Origin of the sequence: Pelomonas sp. SE-A7 (assembly GCF_030345705.1) — a bacterium.
Classification (GTDB): domain Bacteria; phylum Pseudomonadota; class Gammaproteobacteria; order Burkholderiales; family Burkholderiaceae_C; genus JAUASW01.
On the sequence record NZ_JAUASW010000001.1, the window covers coordinates 3,086,124 to 3,098,710 of the forward strand.

Sequence of the window (12,587 nt, forward strand, 5' to 3'; positions counted from 1 at the left end):
GAGCGACTGGTTAGACCTCACTGTAGCCCCGCAATACACCGTTGGCCTGGAGCCGGGCAAGGAGGGATGCCGGCACAACAGCCGATGCGACAGTGCAGTCATCGTGGAAGTTGTCGCATGCAACAAGGATCGGTTCCTCTCGCATTGAAACTTGAGTGTGGATGATGGCTCCGTCCTCTCCAAACATGCCAGGCTCGGCAAGCAACCGCTGCAAAGCGACCAAATTCCACGAAGTGATCGGAACGCAAACAAAGTCCATCAACGGTTCTTGAGTTTGTCGCGGCAGCGCCGCTGTGGGCTCAAAGGTGCAGCCTAGAAACTCTTCAAAACGCAGCGCCGAGAGATCCCCCTCGAAGGAAGCAATAGCTCGCCCCTCGTACTCCCGATAAATGGCCCAAAGGACCCCTGGGCAGTCACGGACCTGCAGCGATCGAAACTTCGGCATTTGTGAGGTCTAACGTTGAAGCTGAGCCGCGAGCGGCGGCTTGCCGACGCGAGTCGGCTCGAGCGACTGGTTAGAACTCAACTCGTAGTTCATTTCGTGCGCTTCATGTCGCCGAGTTCGGAGCGTACCGTGTCGTTCCCGATCAAGGTGTAGCGCATCGCAGTACCCTTCATCAGACCAGACTCATAGGTAACGACCACGTCATTGCCTTTGGATTCATACGAAACTTTGTCAATGATCCCAAGCGCTTCCACCTCACCTTGGCGGAAGTGAACTTTCATCTTCACAGGACCAACCATCTGCCAGGATCCGCCCAAACGACCTGGATCTCCGGAGGAGCAGCCAACAAGAACCGTCGCAACGAACAGCAACAGCATTTGAAGAACGCGGCGCATAAGCTGCCTCCTGAATTTGAGTTCTAACGTTGAAGCTGAGCCGCGAGCGGCGGCTTGCCGACGCGAGTCGGCTCGAGCGACTGGTTAGGCATTGCCTTGCTCAAGTCACTTACCACTTGCAAACGAACTGCGCGAGATCGCATTTGCTAGAGCCAGGAACTAGATCAAACCACTTTGTCGGATTGACTTTGATCTTCTGAATTGAACCTTCGCCGGTACCAATCTCTCGCATCTTTCGTGTCTTGCAATTCGTCTCTGTGCGAGTGAAATCAACTGCGTCAACACCAATGCGCTTGTGCAAGGCGTGGACAACGTCACCGACCTTCCTTGATTCGAGCAAGTAGTACTTGCCTTTGTCACCAGCCATGCTTCTCGGGATCCGGGTCTCTCCCTGTGCGTACCCGACGGACGCAGTGCTTGCGGCGATGGCAGCAAGCACCGAAGCGATGCCCTGACGTGATAAGACTTGCATTTCAACTCCTGTTCGAAGAACGACGTTCCTGAGCTCAATGCCTAACGTTGAAGCTGAGCCGCGAGCGGCGGCTTGCCGACGCGAGTCGGCTCGAGCGACTGGTTAGGCATCATGTGCCTTCAGAACCGCCCGAACGGCTGCCTTCCTTGATTTGAGCCTTGCCTCCGCTTCTTCTGGAGTGGGGAGGTCTCGATCCTCAAGAATGGTGTGCCAGGCGCCGCAGTTGGGGTCGGGGCATCCGCAGGACGTTACGCGAACTGGATGCCGCGTACCACCTCGCTTCTGCCTCGCGTTTGTGCGCTCCTCGCTCTTGATCGTGTCGATGATTGCGCCGCGCCGTAAGAACTTCCCGCTCATTGGTGATCTTCCTACTGATGCCTAACGTTGAAGCTGAGCCGCGAGCGGCGGCTTGCCGACGCGAGTCGGCTCGAGCGACTGGTTAGGCCGCACGCTGGATTGGAACGCCAAGTCTCGCGAACTCACCGCCAGGCCCCAACCAAGTGGCGATACAACGGCGGACCAACCCATAGCGAGGCTGGGCCAAAGAAGAAGACCGAGACGATCACAGAGCCCATCAAGGAGCCGACGTATCCGTACGCGAGCCAAATGATGAGCAGCTCAAGCATTGCGCAAATTCCCACTGTGACCAGAAATGGGCCTGAAAGGACACGGTCTGCCAGGGCATTCATTGCGTTCGTCATCTGGTGGATTCTGCGGCCTAACGTTGAAGCTGAGCCGCGAGCGGCGGCCTGCCGACGCGAGTCGGCTCGAGCGACTGGTTAGCCAACAATTCGTGCGACACCGATGACTCCAAGAAGCACGACAGGGCTAAGGAAGAGCATGTAACGAGCAACCATGATCATGCCGCTCACGCTTGCAGGATATGACTGCTTTGGAAGCTCTCGATCAAACAGCATTTGTCCAATGGCAATTGAGTTGCTCATTCCAACGCGAGGCTTTTCTCCAAGTTCGGAGTAATAGTCGGGATCAATGGATTGCAACTTGCGCATGGCCATGCGAGCCACTGCGTAGTAGATCGCAATGTACAGAGCGGCAAGTGCGATCCAATCTCTCGGTTCCATGCGACCCTTGTTGGCTAACGTTGAAGCTGAGCCGCGAGTGGCGGCGGCACGCCGACGCGAGTCGGCTCGAGCGACGGGTTAGGCCATGCGGCCTTCAATTGCACAGGCAGCATTCCTAGGTGTTCCACTTGATCCCTGTTGCTCGCACTGCCACGACTGGGGTCCGCGCAAGCTCTCTCCACGGAACCGTTGTGTCGTCGTACTCAACTATTTCGTAATCCCTGCCGCAAGTCTTCCACTGTACGCATGGAGCGATGTTTGGACTCTGGTCCCAAGGAATGGCAGCCAAGCGGCGAAGTTCGGCCATGGCCTCGTGGAACTCCTTGAATTTGCTTTCCAGAGTCTCGGAATGAAGAGTGTCTTCAATAGCAAACACAGAGCCCTCCCCTAGGTGAACTATTGCCGGGCCTAACGTTGAAGCTGAGCCGCGAGCGGCGGCTTGCCGACGCGAGTCGGCTCGAGCGACTGGTTAGAGCGCATTCTTGGCGAAACGTTGCGTCCCATTAAGGAAGCTTTGGCCGGAAGTTGGCAACCGTTTTGTTGAAGAGCGCTGCTGCCGATTGCTTGCTCGGCGGCGCAATTAACGTGACGTTGAGGATCTTCCTTGAGGTGACATAGCCCAGGTAGATATGGACGTGCCCATGAGCTTCAGCGGCGAAGCTCAGCTCGAGCCCACTACCACCGGAATGAGGTTTGATCGTTCTGTGAAGGACCTCAACTTGCCCCGGACTCAGCTCCTCTAAGGCCTCAAGCCTGCTATCCAGACACTTCTCGGCAATCGATTGAGCCTTCGAATCTGGGATTTCATAGAAGTCTGCGGAAATGATGAGCGCTGCGCTATGGGTCTCGGATGAGAAGTTGAGCGTGTTGTCCGTAGCGTTCGGCACCTGCTTCCAATGACTCGGTAGGTCAAGCAAGAACTCGCTGTAGGAGTACTCGTGCATTTGCTCGGCCGGAGCCGGCGGTGTCAGGGAGAAGGAGTACGAGAAGATCTTGGCCATGTGCAAGTGTATTAATGCGCTCTAACGTCTGAGCTCAGCTGTAGCCGTAGGCTGTCAGCTGGAGCGATGGGTTGGGCCCACTACACCCGCTCGCCACCAGACTGGTGGACATGAAAGACGAGTTTGGCGGCGAACGCAAAACCGTGCGCCGCCTGCCTGTGGACAGGCGGCCCATGCGAGACACGGCAGGCGCGATGGCGAAACTCATGGGTTGATTTGCGTGGCGGGCGAAGTGGCAAGTGTCGGGCCGGCTTTGCCGGACCGCAGCCCGGACCAACCCCAGCCACGCACCAGAGCTGTCGCCGCAGAGAGCCGCGACACCAGCCAAGCTCTTGCGCGCTTCGTGCATTACGCAGCCGCCCGACTCACGCGAAGCGGCGCTGAACGATACGTTGCAAGGGGTGATGGCAATGGTGGGCTCAACGTCGAAGCTGAGCCGCGAGCGGCGGCTTGCCGACGCGAGTCGGCTCGAGCGACCGGTTAGCCCTCGATTTAGAAATAGCCACCATCGGCTTCTTTCCACATCTTGTACCCCTCAAGCTCTTCTTCTTTCACCGGCACAACCTTGATGAAACGAGCACCCCATGACGCAAATGACTTGCGGCTTATGGGCGCATGACCCATGCCAAGCGTCTCGTTGGGCTTGCGATTCATTCCTGCAATGAACAGCTTGGACTCATCAAGAGTTGCCGGATGCTCAGCAAACTGATTGCTATACAGGCGAAGGTGGACGCCCTGTGAGTCGAGCTTAAGGAGTTTAAAGACAGAGTAGCTTCCGTTCTTGTCTCTCGTGGAGTAAAGGCCACCCGCGATAAGTCGCTCCTGGTCTTGGCCGCAAGCGCTGAAGATCAAGCTGAAACAGGTCAATAGCAGTGCAAAGATTCTCATCGTTGATTCCGGCGTGAGGGCTAACGTTTGAGGTAACCGGCGTGCCGGAGGCACGTCCGGTTGACCGAAGGGTTAGGTGCCACTAGCGGCATGGCAGCCTCTCGGTGGACGTGACCCCTGCCATAAGCTTTCGGAGCTTTGACAATGAGATTGGTCGCTGCCCATTCTTCTGCATTGCGCCACAGTTTGACCAAGCAATTGCCCCCGGACCATTGAACACCTCACTGGCTTGCCCGTCCTTTCCTAGGAATAGGACAACCAGATGCTCTGGCTCTGACCGCAACGCGACGGACGAGCCTTGTGTTGCCTTGATTTCAACTGCCCGCCCGTCCGATGCCACCGCGTCGTGAGCCTCCGTCGACGCACGACGAAGATTTAACCCGTATCGGTGTGCAGCTACGACTTCACCGATGCTTCCAACCAAGTGCCCGTCAGGCGTGAATTTTCGGCCCGGGAAGAGCTCCTCGAATTCGGCAACCAGTGCATACAAGCGCTGAACCAAGGCCGGGACACTATCGATCGAGCTACGCGACATACCTGCTCTGGCACCTAACGTTGAAGCTGAGCCGCGAGTGCCGGCTTGCCGGCGCGAGTCGGCTCGAGCGACTGGTTAGGCTGCTGATTGGGTTTCCTCGCTTCAGGATCGATTCGGAGCGTAGAGATCCGCCGAGTTCTCGATTCCACCCATGCCAACCACTTGTCCCGTATTCCACGAACCTCTTCATTGGTCGGTCTTACTGCGGACCAATACGGACTTCCGTTCTTCAGGAACAGCAAGAAGGTGCCTCCCAACTTGTAGTCATACGCAAAGCAAGTCCCGCTCTGCGCACCTGGGCGCGCCAACTCGTACGGAACAGGCGCCTTGTTCGGGCCAAAGTACTTGAGCGCGCCTACGAGGTCAAAGCGCATGGCCGTGGGTGCCCCTTTTAGCGTTCGAACTACCTCGAATGTCACCTTTGGCCCGGGTCCATCTCCGTCCTGAAACTGGGTCATCTCAATCGATGGCCAGTTCGGGTTCCCAAAATGTTCAAGCGTTCCAGCGACAACCTTTGCAACCACAATTGCTTCAGCATCGCGAATGAGGTCCTCATTGGTGTGGTGGCCCGGCGAATAGCAGGCCGATACTTCCAGGGAGGATCCAAGCATCGCAGTGAACGCAACAATTCTGCAAAGAGTGGCGTGCATTTCTCTGAAGCCTAACGTACTAGCTCAGCGGCGGCCGAAGGCCGTCCGCTGGAGCGATGGGTTGGGCAGCATGCTGCCGACGCTTGAACAAGAGACCGAAGACAAACGACGCAACGAGCAGCGGCGCGCAGACAAGGACTCCGAGAACCATGGCAGCGTACCCGCCGCCCAAAAGCAGGACCAGTAAGGCCTGCGCGATATTGGCGCCCCCAATCAAGCACTCGCCGACAGCATAAGGATTTGGATTGCATCCCGGTATTGCCCAGATTGAGACCTGAGCAAGAAGGGCCACGAAACTAGGGACGGCGAAGAGCCAGGCTGCAATCTTTCGAAGAAGACTCGGACTGACGTTCATGATGCCCAACGTTGAAGCTGAGCCGCGAGCGGCGGCTTGCCGACGCGAGTCGGCTCGAGCGACTGGTTAGCCATCTTTCTGTGCATACGCCACTCGCCCTTCAGTGATTGTGATGAACCCACTTGACCGCATTTGCTCAATCACTTCCGACACCTCCGCGTCGGAAAGCTGATTCTGAAAGAAGGATCGAACTGAGCCGGACAAGGTCTTCATCGCGCGCGGCCTAGTGACTTTGGGCTCATGTAGCTTTGCCATGTAGGCGACCGCCCGCTCATGGGGCGATTTGACGGATGAGCTCTTAACCAACGGGATGGAAGCTATGTCAGCCGATCGACCAGCAAAGATCTTCCGTGACTTCAAATGCTGTATCAGCGGATCGAATCCTTTGTCTTTCGAGATCACGTGAAAGAAGGCTGTCGGATCGATCGCGGCGAGCTGCCCAATGTAGAAAGCAATATGAAAGTCCAGCGCATTGGGCCCATTGCCACTGATCTGAACGTACTCCGCTCTCTCGCCCAGTCGTTGAATTGACATAGCCAGGTCAACGGGTACCTTGGCTTGGCTAGCGCCAAGAAACACCATCACCTTGAAGTGATCGTGATCAAGCGATGCTAAGGACTCCGGCTGCACGCTTTCGAAGTCCACTAGAACAACGTTCTTTCGCAAAGGGCGAACCTCTCTTGAAGATGGCTAACGTTGAAGCTGAGCCGCGAGCGGCGGCTTGCCGACGCGAGTCGGCTCGAGCGACTGGTTAGGCCGCATGGTTCCATTCACCAGCATAGACCACCGAAAAATCTGCTGCACTTACTTCGGCAAGCCGACGCGCCTCCGGAACGTCATCCGTCACTAAGGCAGGACTAGGCTCCACGTCGTGCCAACCATGGGCACGAACTTCATCGGCCGCATCGCGCCAACCAACCCATGCGTGAAATCGGAAACCAATCAACCCCGAGCTGCGCCGGAACACCTCGAGAACGAGCGACCCATCATTCGACTTTCTCCACGAGATCACGTCTGACGCCCGTGAATAGGGATCAGGTGGATCGACAGGTTGAAGAGAATCGTCGAGCAAGATCATCAGGACTGCGGCCTAACGTTGAAGCTGAGCCGCGAGCGGCGGCTTGCCGACGCGAGTCGGCTCGAGCGACTGGTTAGGGCGCATTCTTGTAGCCATTGAGCACGAACTCCCAAAGGGCATGAACGCTACCCTCTTTCCAAGGCGATGCACCGTCCTCGGGGTTCCAAAGCACAGCACACTGCGGCCCCGGCCTCCAACCAAAGAAGTTTCCTGTTCCGTCGTCCCCAAACCAAATCACATCTTGAAGCGTAGACGGATACCAGTCTTCAGCGCGCAGCCATCGATTCACGGTGCTGATTCCGTCCCTTAGATCGTCGGTCTCAGGCAAAACCAACCAGGCCCCATTCGAAGCGAGACGACCGGCCGGCAAGTTGGAGACGACCTCTGGTGGCAGAGAAGAAATCATGTATTGCGCTCTAACGTTGAAGCTGAGCCGCGAGCGGCGGCTTGCCGACGCGAGTCGGCTCGAGCGACTGGTTAGGCATCTTCGTTGCCTACCAAGCGATCTGCTGGCTGCACAAACATGCTGGCCGGGCATACGACATCAGTCGTGCCTGGCCAGAAGAGCTGGCCTCCACGACGCACAAAGTCATCGAGCATTGTCGAAACGAATTGCAATGAGACTTGAACGGCTTGCCAAGAATCGACACCGAGCAGTTCCCTCGGGGTTTCAAAAATTCGCGTGATGCTGACCAAGCAAGACCAGTCATCGCCATCAGGTCGAGGACTACCAACGCGAATCTTCATCTCGAACTCTTCATCGTCAGGCGCAATAGCCTGAAGGATTCGTTCCGCAAACATGGTCATCGCAACTTATCTCCCTGACGCGCCAGATGCCTAACGTTGAAGCTGAGCCGCGAGCGGCGGCTTGCCGACGCGAGTCGGCTCGAGCGACTGGTTAGGCGGCCGCCTAGGAAGCTTGCTCACGAAGACCCCGACCGGTTTGCACGGCTGAGAAGCCAGAAGGCGATAAAGCAGAGTACCGACAGCAGGGGCCAAGCCAGCACAAACGCGCCGTGGACCAGACCCCAGCTGTGGAAGACGGGCCAGTTCATTGCTCCGAATAGCCATCCGAGTGGCCACATGAGCAAGAAACCTCCGGCAATGGCGAGCATCACTTTCATTCAAGCGGCCTAACGTCTGAGTTCACCGGCGGCCGTAGGCCGTCCGGTGGAACGATTGGTTAGGTCTCGATTCCGCTGCCACGCAGGACGTACCTCGAAACCCAGACCGACTGAACTGCGGCGCCCGATTCTGAACCACCCAGCCCACGACTCGAAGATCGCGGTCGACCATCCGGCCTTCCTCGCGCACAAGCAGCGCCCTGCAACTCTGCGCAGGCTGGCTTTGCGCCAGGCCACCGAGCAGCCTCTCGCAGACCACTCGACAAACCGACTGCCAGGCGCAGCACTGCGGCGCGAAGCGCCTGCAACGAACTGACTGTTCTGCCTCGCCACAACAACGCGCCTGCGACTAGCGAAGGACTGACTTCGAAGCCTCCAAGCCTCGGCTGCTCCCGCGCTCGCACACTCGTCGTTCTCGCCGCATGGCAATGCAGCACTTTGACTTCGTGGGCAAGCGATCAGCAGCATTTCCCGAGACCTAACGTTGAAGCTGAGCCGCGAGCGGCGGCTTGCCGACGCGAGTCGGCTCGAGCGACAGGTTAGACATCTGGCGCATCTCCGGCTGCAGCGGCGGCAAGCTCGGCTAGAAGTTCACCCGAGATATTCACCCATCGCGTCGAATTCGAAACCTGCAAGGTTGTACCGCACTCATTCGCGAGCGTACGTACCAGGTGGGAAAGAAATTCTGAGTGCGCCCAACGCTCCGGCTCAGAGGCAAAGAACACCTTCTGACCTGGGTCCCATCTGAGCCCATTCGCAGCGCGATAGATTTGCTCGTAGCCTTCGCCACCAACCAGCTCCGGCCGCACCAACAGACGTCCGGAACTCTCAAGCGCGACTTCCTCGATCCTTCGCAGTGGCACGGATCAACTCTCCTGATGTCTAACGTTGAAGCTGAGCCGCGAGCGGCGGCTTGCCGACGCGAGTCGGCTCGAGCGACTGGTTAGGTCTCAGACCTTGCGCAAGAGCGACCCGCTGCATTTTGATTTGGCTACGCACAAAGATGCTTGTACTTGGAAGAAATGCACGTGACTGCTGGAGCATAGAGAACGAGCGCCAGGCCAACCGCGCCAAGCGGCACGAGCGCAGCTACCTTCTTCCAGCCAGTCAATTTCGCTATCTCTGTGTTTCCCGCTGCAATGGTGAACGAGGGAGCGAAGCACGCGTACACGCAAGCACCCAGAACCAACAAACCGAACAGACGCGTCACGCCGATAGCACCGAACCAATGATCGGTCGCGAAGGCTAAGGCGACTACAACAGCCAATCCGATGATTCCGCGCATCGCTTCTTCCTGAGACCTAACGTTGAAGCTGAGCCGCGAGCGGCGGCGGCACGCCGACGCGAGTCGGCTCGAGCGACTGGTTAGGTATCAGTCGTAACTTCATCCCAGGGAAGCCCGCAGTACCCAACAACCCAGTTGATTCCGTGATGCCGCTCTTGAGCGATGCCAATGTGAACATTCGGGTTTGGCACACCGTTGATTGCCGCATCACGCGCCTCCCAATGAAAGTCGAGAAGTGCCTCGGACATTCCCAAGAGTTCATCGTCCGATCTTCTGCGCGCTGATGCAATGAACTGCTGTGCCGACTGCTCGACGTATGGCGGCATGATTGCCTTGAACAGTTCAGGGTCACAGATCTCTGCTGGAGAAGGAATGGAAGGAATAAGCTCAAGCGACCATAGCAGGACCAAAAGCGCCTCGCTCCGCCACGAAGCGTTAATGATTTGCCTGTCACTCGGCTCATCAGATTCGACAAACGCCAGCTCGATTGGCGAGAGCTCAGCCCATAGGTCTTCAACACGAAGCCATTCAGTCAACCTACGCCGTTCTGCACCCAGGGAGATTGCGACCACAACAAAGAGTGCCATGGCACGACGCGCAATCGCCGCCGCATCGCGAATTTCGTCTTCGGGCTCTTCATCCAACACACTGCTCATTTCTGATACCTAACGTTGAAGCTGAGCCGCGAGCGGCGGCGGCACGCCGACGCGAGTCGGCTCGAGCGACTGGTTAGGCCACTCCACGCGAACCACCATTTACGTCAATGGCGTGGCTCTTCGCTACGACCTCTTGCCGAATGGCTTCGGAAAGCTGCATAAACTTTTGCACGTCAATTCCTTGGACTAAGTTCGGAACAGAAACGCGACGAAAAACAGAGTTCTCCTCGACGGAAAGTAGCTCAGTGTTGTGCTGAACCCAATCCGCATGGGCGATAGCCGTGTCTCGACGTTCAAGCAGAAGGGAATGTAGCTCTTCAAATTCGGTGTTTGACTCTATGCAGATTAGATCGGTACCTTGCAGTTTGGAAGTTGCATTGCCTTTGGATTCCGATCGCTTGAAGGATCGGCAATAGGCAACCACTGCAGCAACAAGGGCAGCTTCACAGTGATCGAAGTAGCGCGAATTGCCGGACTGCCGCTGCAGGTGATCGAGGTCCATATGTGCGGCCAAATACCTCTGCACATCGTCCATGTCTCGGTATGCGAGCGCCAGGCGATTCGCGTACTCGGGTGTCATCGAAAGCATCGTGTGGCCTAACGTTGAAGCTGAGCAGCGAGCGGCGGCTTGCCGACGCGAGTCGGCTCGAGCGACTGGTTAGGCCGCTGGCCCGCAAGCATGCCAACAGCCTTGGCTTGCACGTTGCACTTCATCTTGATGCATGCCCGCGAAGAAGTGGCGGCACTTTTGCCTCCAGCAGTCTGATCAAGAACGGATCCATGTATTCGTATTCATCCGGGATGCCAAGCACAACAACCCGCTTCCCGTCGAGATGGCGCTTGAACTTCTTCGCGATCTTGTTCCGGTGCGATTTCTCCATCACGAAGATGATGTCGGCCCAGGCAATTAGTTCAGGGTCTAGTGGCACGTTCGCCGACTCGTGAACCCCGGCGGATTCGCATTCGACTCCCTCGTATTGCGAGAAGACTTGTTCGGCCGTCGGGCTGCGAAGGCGATTCTGTGAGCAAACGAACAATGCACGGACCATGTATGCGGCCTAACGTTGAAGCTGAGCCGCGAGCGGCGGCTTGCCGACGCGAGTCGGCTCGAGCGACTGGTTAGGTCTCAGACCTTGCGCAAGAGCGACCCGCTGCATTTTGATTTGGCTACGCACAAAGATGCTTGTACTTGGAAGAAATGCACGTGACTGCTGGAGCATAGAGAACGAGCGCCAGGCCAACCGCGCCAAGCGGCACGAGCGCAGCTACCTTCTTCCAGCCAGTCAATTTCGCTATCTCTGTGTTTCCCGCTGCAATGGTGAACGAGGGAGCGAAGCACGCGTACACGCAAGCACCCAAAACCAACAAGCCGAACAGACGCGTCACGCCGATAGCACCGAACCAATGATCGGTCGCGAAGGCTAAGGCGACTACAACAGCCAATCCGATGATTCCGCGCATCGCTTCTTCCTGAGACCTAACGTTGAAGCTGAGCCGCGAGCGGCGGCGGCACGCCGACGCGAGTCGGCTCGAGCGACTGGTTAGGGCGCATTTTGTTTCCAACGACGAAGCACCCAGAACGCCAGACCGGCTACCGCCCCGGTGCCCAGATACTGAAGCGAGTCAAAGAAACCTGCGCTATTCCAGCGCGGTGAATCGAACGGCTGCGCGAGCTCGTACCAAACTGGCAAAGAAAGGACCAAGCCGCCCGAAACGTACCAGATCCAGTGCTTAAGCCCGACTCTACGAAATAGTGCATCTGCCGGAATGCCGACGACCACCGCGAATGGCGCAGCGATGATCGTTCCGATAGGCCAGACAAGGACAAAGCCGCACCAGGTATCTGTTCCCCGAGAAAGTCCAATGGCGCAAGCAGCCGATGTCGAGACGACGACACCAATGAGGCTAGCAAGCGCAAGCATTCCTGCAATTCGAAGCATTCGCGCGCCCTAACGTTGAAGCTGAGCCGCGAGCGGCGGCTTGCCGACGCGAGTCGGCTCGAGCGACTGGTTAGGCATCATTTCTTGCCTCTTCCGCAATGCGCTTGAGAAGCGCAACGACTGAGCCAAGTTGATGCCATTGCTCCGGCAATTCCTCTTGCCAAGAGTACTGCGCGGTGTTGAAACCTGAGTTGACTTCTAAGCGATAGACAACTGGATGCAACCAGACTTCAAACCTTGGGCATGCGGCTATGTTCGCGGACCTCAGCTCTGTCAAAAGCGAAAGAGCAAGGCCTGGGTCAAGCTGAGTTGCAGCCTGCTTCATTAGATCGCTTGTCACTGGGCCGAACAGCGAGCCACGCCAAAGTCGGTACTCGGCGTCAAGGTCTTCATCTCGCTCTTTGATTTGGACTTGGATGGCGAGCGCACCTTCTCCAATGCGCTCAATATCGGGCTCAATCCGAAGTTCTATGGTGGTCCAAAGCATGCGTTGTGATGCCTAACGTCTGAGTTCACCGGCGGCCGTAGGCCGTCCGGTGGAACGATTGGTTAGGTCTGGATTCCGCTGCCACGCAGGACACACCTCGAAACTCAGACCGACTGAACTGTGGCGCCTGATTCTGAACCACCCAGCCCAGACTCGAAGATCGCGGTCGACCATCCGGCCTTCCTCGCGCACAA

General features: G+C 57.3%; 17 protein-coding genes. All 17 read right to left on the minus strand.

The window, feature by feature from the left end:
* Positions 1–10 precede the first annotated feature (10 nt).
* Positions 11–445 (minus strand): hypothetical protein, encoded by a 435-nt coding sequence (locus tag QT382_RS14000; RefSeq protein WP_289254645.1) that lies wholly within the window; start codon positions 443–445, stop codon positions 11–13.
* A gap of 89 nt (positions 446–534) precedes the next feature.
* Positions 535–840, minus strand: a complete 306-nt coding sequence (locus QT382_RS14005) for a hypothetical protein (RefSeq protein ID WP_289254646.1) — start codon at positions 838–840, stop codon at positions 535–537.
* A 1,251-nt stretch (positions 841–2,091) separates the two neighbouring features.
* Positions 2,092–2,328, minus strand: a complete 237-nt coding sequence (locus QT382_RS14010; RefSeq protein ID WP_289254647.1) for a hypothetical protein — start codon at positions 2,326–2,328, stop codon at positions 2,092–2,094.
* 569 nt (positions 2,329–2,897) lie between these two features.
* A complete protein-coding gene (locus QT382_RS14015; RefSeq protein ID WP_289254648.1) occupies positions 2,898–3,395 on the minus strand; it encodes a hypothetical protein in 498 nt (165 codons plus the stop codon).
* Positions 3,396–3,887: 492 nt separating this feature from the next.
* Positions 3,888–4,283, minus strand: a complete 396-nt coding sequence (locus tag QT382_RS14020; protein WP_289254649.1) for a hypothetical protein — start codon at positions 4,281–4,283, stop codon at positions 3,888–3,890.
* Between the two features lie 82 nt (positions 4,284–4,365).
* Positions 4,366–4,818 (minus strand): DUF6998 domain-containing protein, encoded by a 453-nt coding sequence (locus QT382_RS21125; protein WP_502929875.1) that lies wholly within the window; start codon positions 4,816–4,818, stop codon positions 4,366–4,368.
* 1,071 nt (positions 4,819–5,889) lie between these two features.
* Positions 5,890–6,489 carry a PIN domain-containing protein gene (locus QT382_RS14025; protein WP_289254650.1) on the minus strand — a complete coding sequence of 200 codons (600 nt, stop codon included), beginning with the start codon at positions 6,487–6,489 and terminating at the stop codon, positions 5,890–5,892.
* Between the two features lie 85 nt (positions 6,490–6,574).
* Complete coding sequence (locus tag QT382_RS14030; RefSeq protein WP_289254651.1) at positions 6,575–6,901, minus strand: hypothetical protein; 327 nt, start codon at positions 6,899–6,901, stop codon at positions 6,575–6,577.
* A 477-nt stretch (positions 6,902–7,378) separates the two neighbouring features.
* A complete protein-coding gene (locus QT382_RS14035; RefSeq protein WP_289254652.1) occupies positions 7,379–7,708 on the minus strand; it encodes a DUF6968 family protein in 330 nt (109 codons plus the stop codon).
* Positions 7,709–8,564: 856 nt separating this feature from the next.
* Positions 8,565–8,888, minus strand: a complete 324-nt coding sequence (locus QT382_RS21095) for a hypothetical protein (RefSeq protein ID WP_353957273.1) — start codon at positions 8,886–8,888, stop codon at positions 8,565–8,567.
* Positions 8,889–9,016: 128 nt separating this feature from the next.
* The gene (locus QT382_RS14040) at positions 9,017–9,310 is read right to left on the minus strand and encodes a hypothetical protein (protein WP_289254653.1); all 294 of its coding nucleotides are present in this window, start codon (positions 9,308–9,310) and stop codon (positions 9,017–9,019) included.
* Between the two features lie 80 nt (positions 9,311–9,390).
* The gene (locus QT382_RS14045; protein ID WP_289254654.1) at positions 9,391–9,966 is read right to left on the minus strand and encodes a DUF4272 domain-containing protein; all 576 of its coding nucleotides are present in this window, start codon (positions 9,964–9,966) and stop codon (positions 9,391–9,393) included.
* A gap of 73 nt (positions 9,967–10,039) precedes the next feature.
* Positions 10,040–10,501, minus strand: a complete 462-nt coding sequence (locus QT382_RS14050; RefSeq protein ID WP_289254655.1) for a hypothetical protein — start codon at positions 10,499–10,501, stop codon at positions 10,040–10,042.
* Positions 10,502–10,676: 175 nt separating this feature from the next.
* Positions 10,677–11,015, minus strand: a complete 339-nt coding sequence (locus QT382_RS14055) for a low molecular weight protein tyrosine phosphatase family protein (protein WP_289254656.1) — start codon at positions 11,013–11,015, stop codon at positions 10,677–10,679.
* 118 nt (positions 11,016–11,133) lie between these two features.
* Positions 11,134–11,427 (minus strand): hypothetical protein, encoded by a 294-nt coding sequence (locus QT382_RS14060; RefSeq protein ID WP_289254653.1) that lies wholly within the window; start codon positions 11,425–11,427, stop codon positions 11,134–11,136.
* A gap of 80 nt (positions 11,428–11,507) precedes the next feature.
* A complete protein-coding gene (locus QT382_RS14065; RefSeq protein WP_289254657.1) occupies positions 11,508–11,906 on the minus strand; it encodes a hypothetical protein in 399 nt (132 codons plus the stop codon).
* A gap of 70 nt (positions 11,907–11,976) precedes the next feature.
* Positions 11,977–12,393 (minus strand): hypothetical protein, encoded by a 417-nt coding sequence (locus tag QT382_RS14070; RefSeq protein ID WP_289254658.1) that lies wholly within the window; start codon positions 12,391–12,393, stop codon positions 11,977–11,979.
* Positions 12,394–12,587 lie beyond the last annotated feature (194 nt).

What these genes read in the sequence shown, in the direction of transcription:
- QT382_RS14050 (WP_289254655.1), bottom strand. Translation starts at nt 10,501, where the DNA reads ATGGACGATGTGCAGAGGTATTTGGCCGCACATATGGACCTCGATCAC.
- QT382_RS14035 (WP_289254652.1), bottom strand. Translation starts at nt 7,708, where the DNA reads ATGACCATGTTTGCGGAACGAATCCTTCAGGCTATTGCGCCTGACGAT.
- QT382_RS14015 (WP_289254648.1), bottom strand. Translation starts at nt 3,395, where the DNA reads ATGGCCAAGATCTTCTCGTACTCCTTCTCCCTGACACCGCCGGCTCCG.
- QT382_RS14000 (WP_289254645.1), bottom strand. Translation starts at nt 445, where the DNA reads ATGCCGAAGTTTCGATCGCTGCAGGTCCGTGACTGCCCAGGGGTCCTT.
- QT382_RS14010 (WP_289254647.1), bottom strand. Translation starts at nt 2,328, where the DNA reads ATGGCCATGCGCAAGTTGCAATCCATTGATCCCGACTATTACTCCGAA.
- QT382_RS21125 (WP_502929875.1), bottom strand. Translation starts at nt 4,818, where the DNA reads ATGTCGCGTAGCTCGATCGATAGTGTCCCGGCCTTGGTTCAGCGCTTG.
- QT382_RS14070 (WP_289254658.1), bottom strand. Translation starts at nt 12,393, where the DNA reads ATGCTTTGGACCACCATAGAACTTCGGATTGAGCCCGATATTGAGCGC.
- QT382_RS14030 (WP_289254651.1), bottom strand. Translation starts at nt 6,901, where the DNA reads ATGATCTTGCTCGACGATTCTCTTCAACCTGTCGATCCACCTGATCCC.
- QT382_RS14005 (WP_289254646.1), bottom strand. Translation starts at nt 840, where the DNA reads ATGCGCCGCGTTCTTCAAATGCTGTTGCTGTTCGTTGCGACGGTTCTT.
- QT382_RS14060 (WP_289254653.1), bottom strand. Translation starts at nt 11,427, where the DNA reads ATGCGCGGAATCATCGGATTGGCTGTTGTAGTCGCCTTAGCCTTCGCG.
- QT382_RS14040 (WP_289254653.1), bottom strand. Translation starts at nt 9,310, where the DNA reads ATGCGCGGAATCATCGGATTGGCTGTTGTAGTCGCCTTAGCCTTCGCG.
- QT382_RS14045 (WP_289254654.1), bottom strand. Translation starts at nt 9,966, where the DNA reads ATGAGCAGTGTGTTGGATGAAGAGCCCGAAGACGAAATTCGCGATGCG.
- QT382_RS14020 (WP_289254649.1), bottom strand. Translation starts at nt 4,283, where the DNA reads ATGAGAATCTTTGCACTGCTATTGACCTGTTTCAGCTTGATCTTCAGC.
- QT382_RS14065 (WP_289254657.1), bottom strand. Translation starts at nt 11,906, where the DNA reads ATGCTTCGAATTGCAGGAATGCTTGCGCTTGCTAGCCTCATTGGTGTC.
- QT382_RS14055 (WP_289254656.1), bottom strand. Translation starts at nt 11,015, where the DNA reads ATGGTCCGTGCATTGTTCGTTTGCTCACAGAATCGCCTTCGCAGCCCG.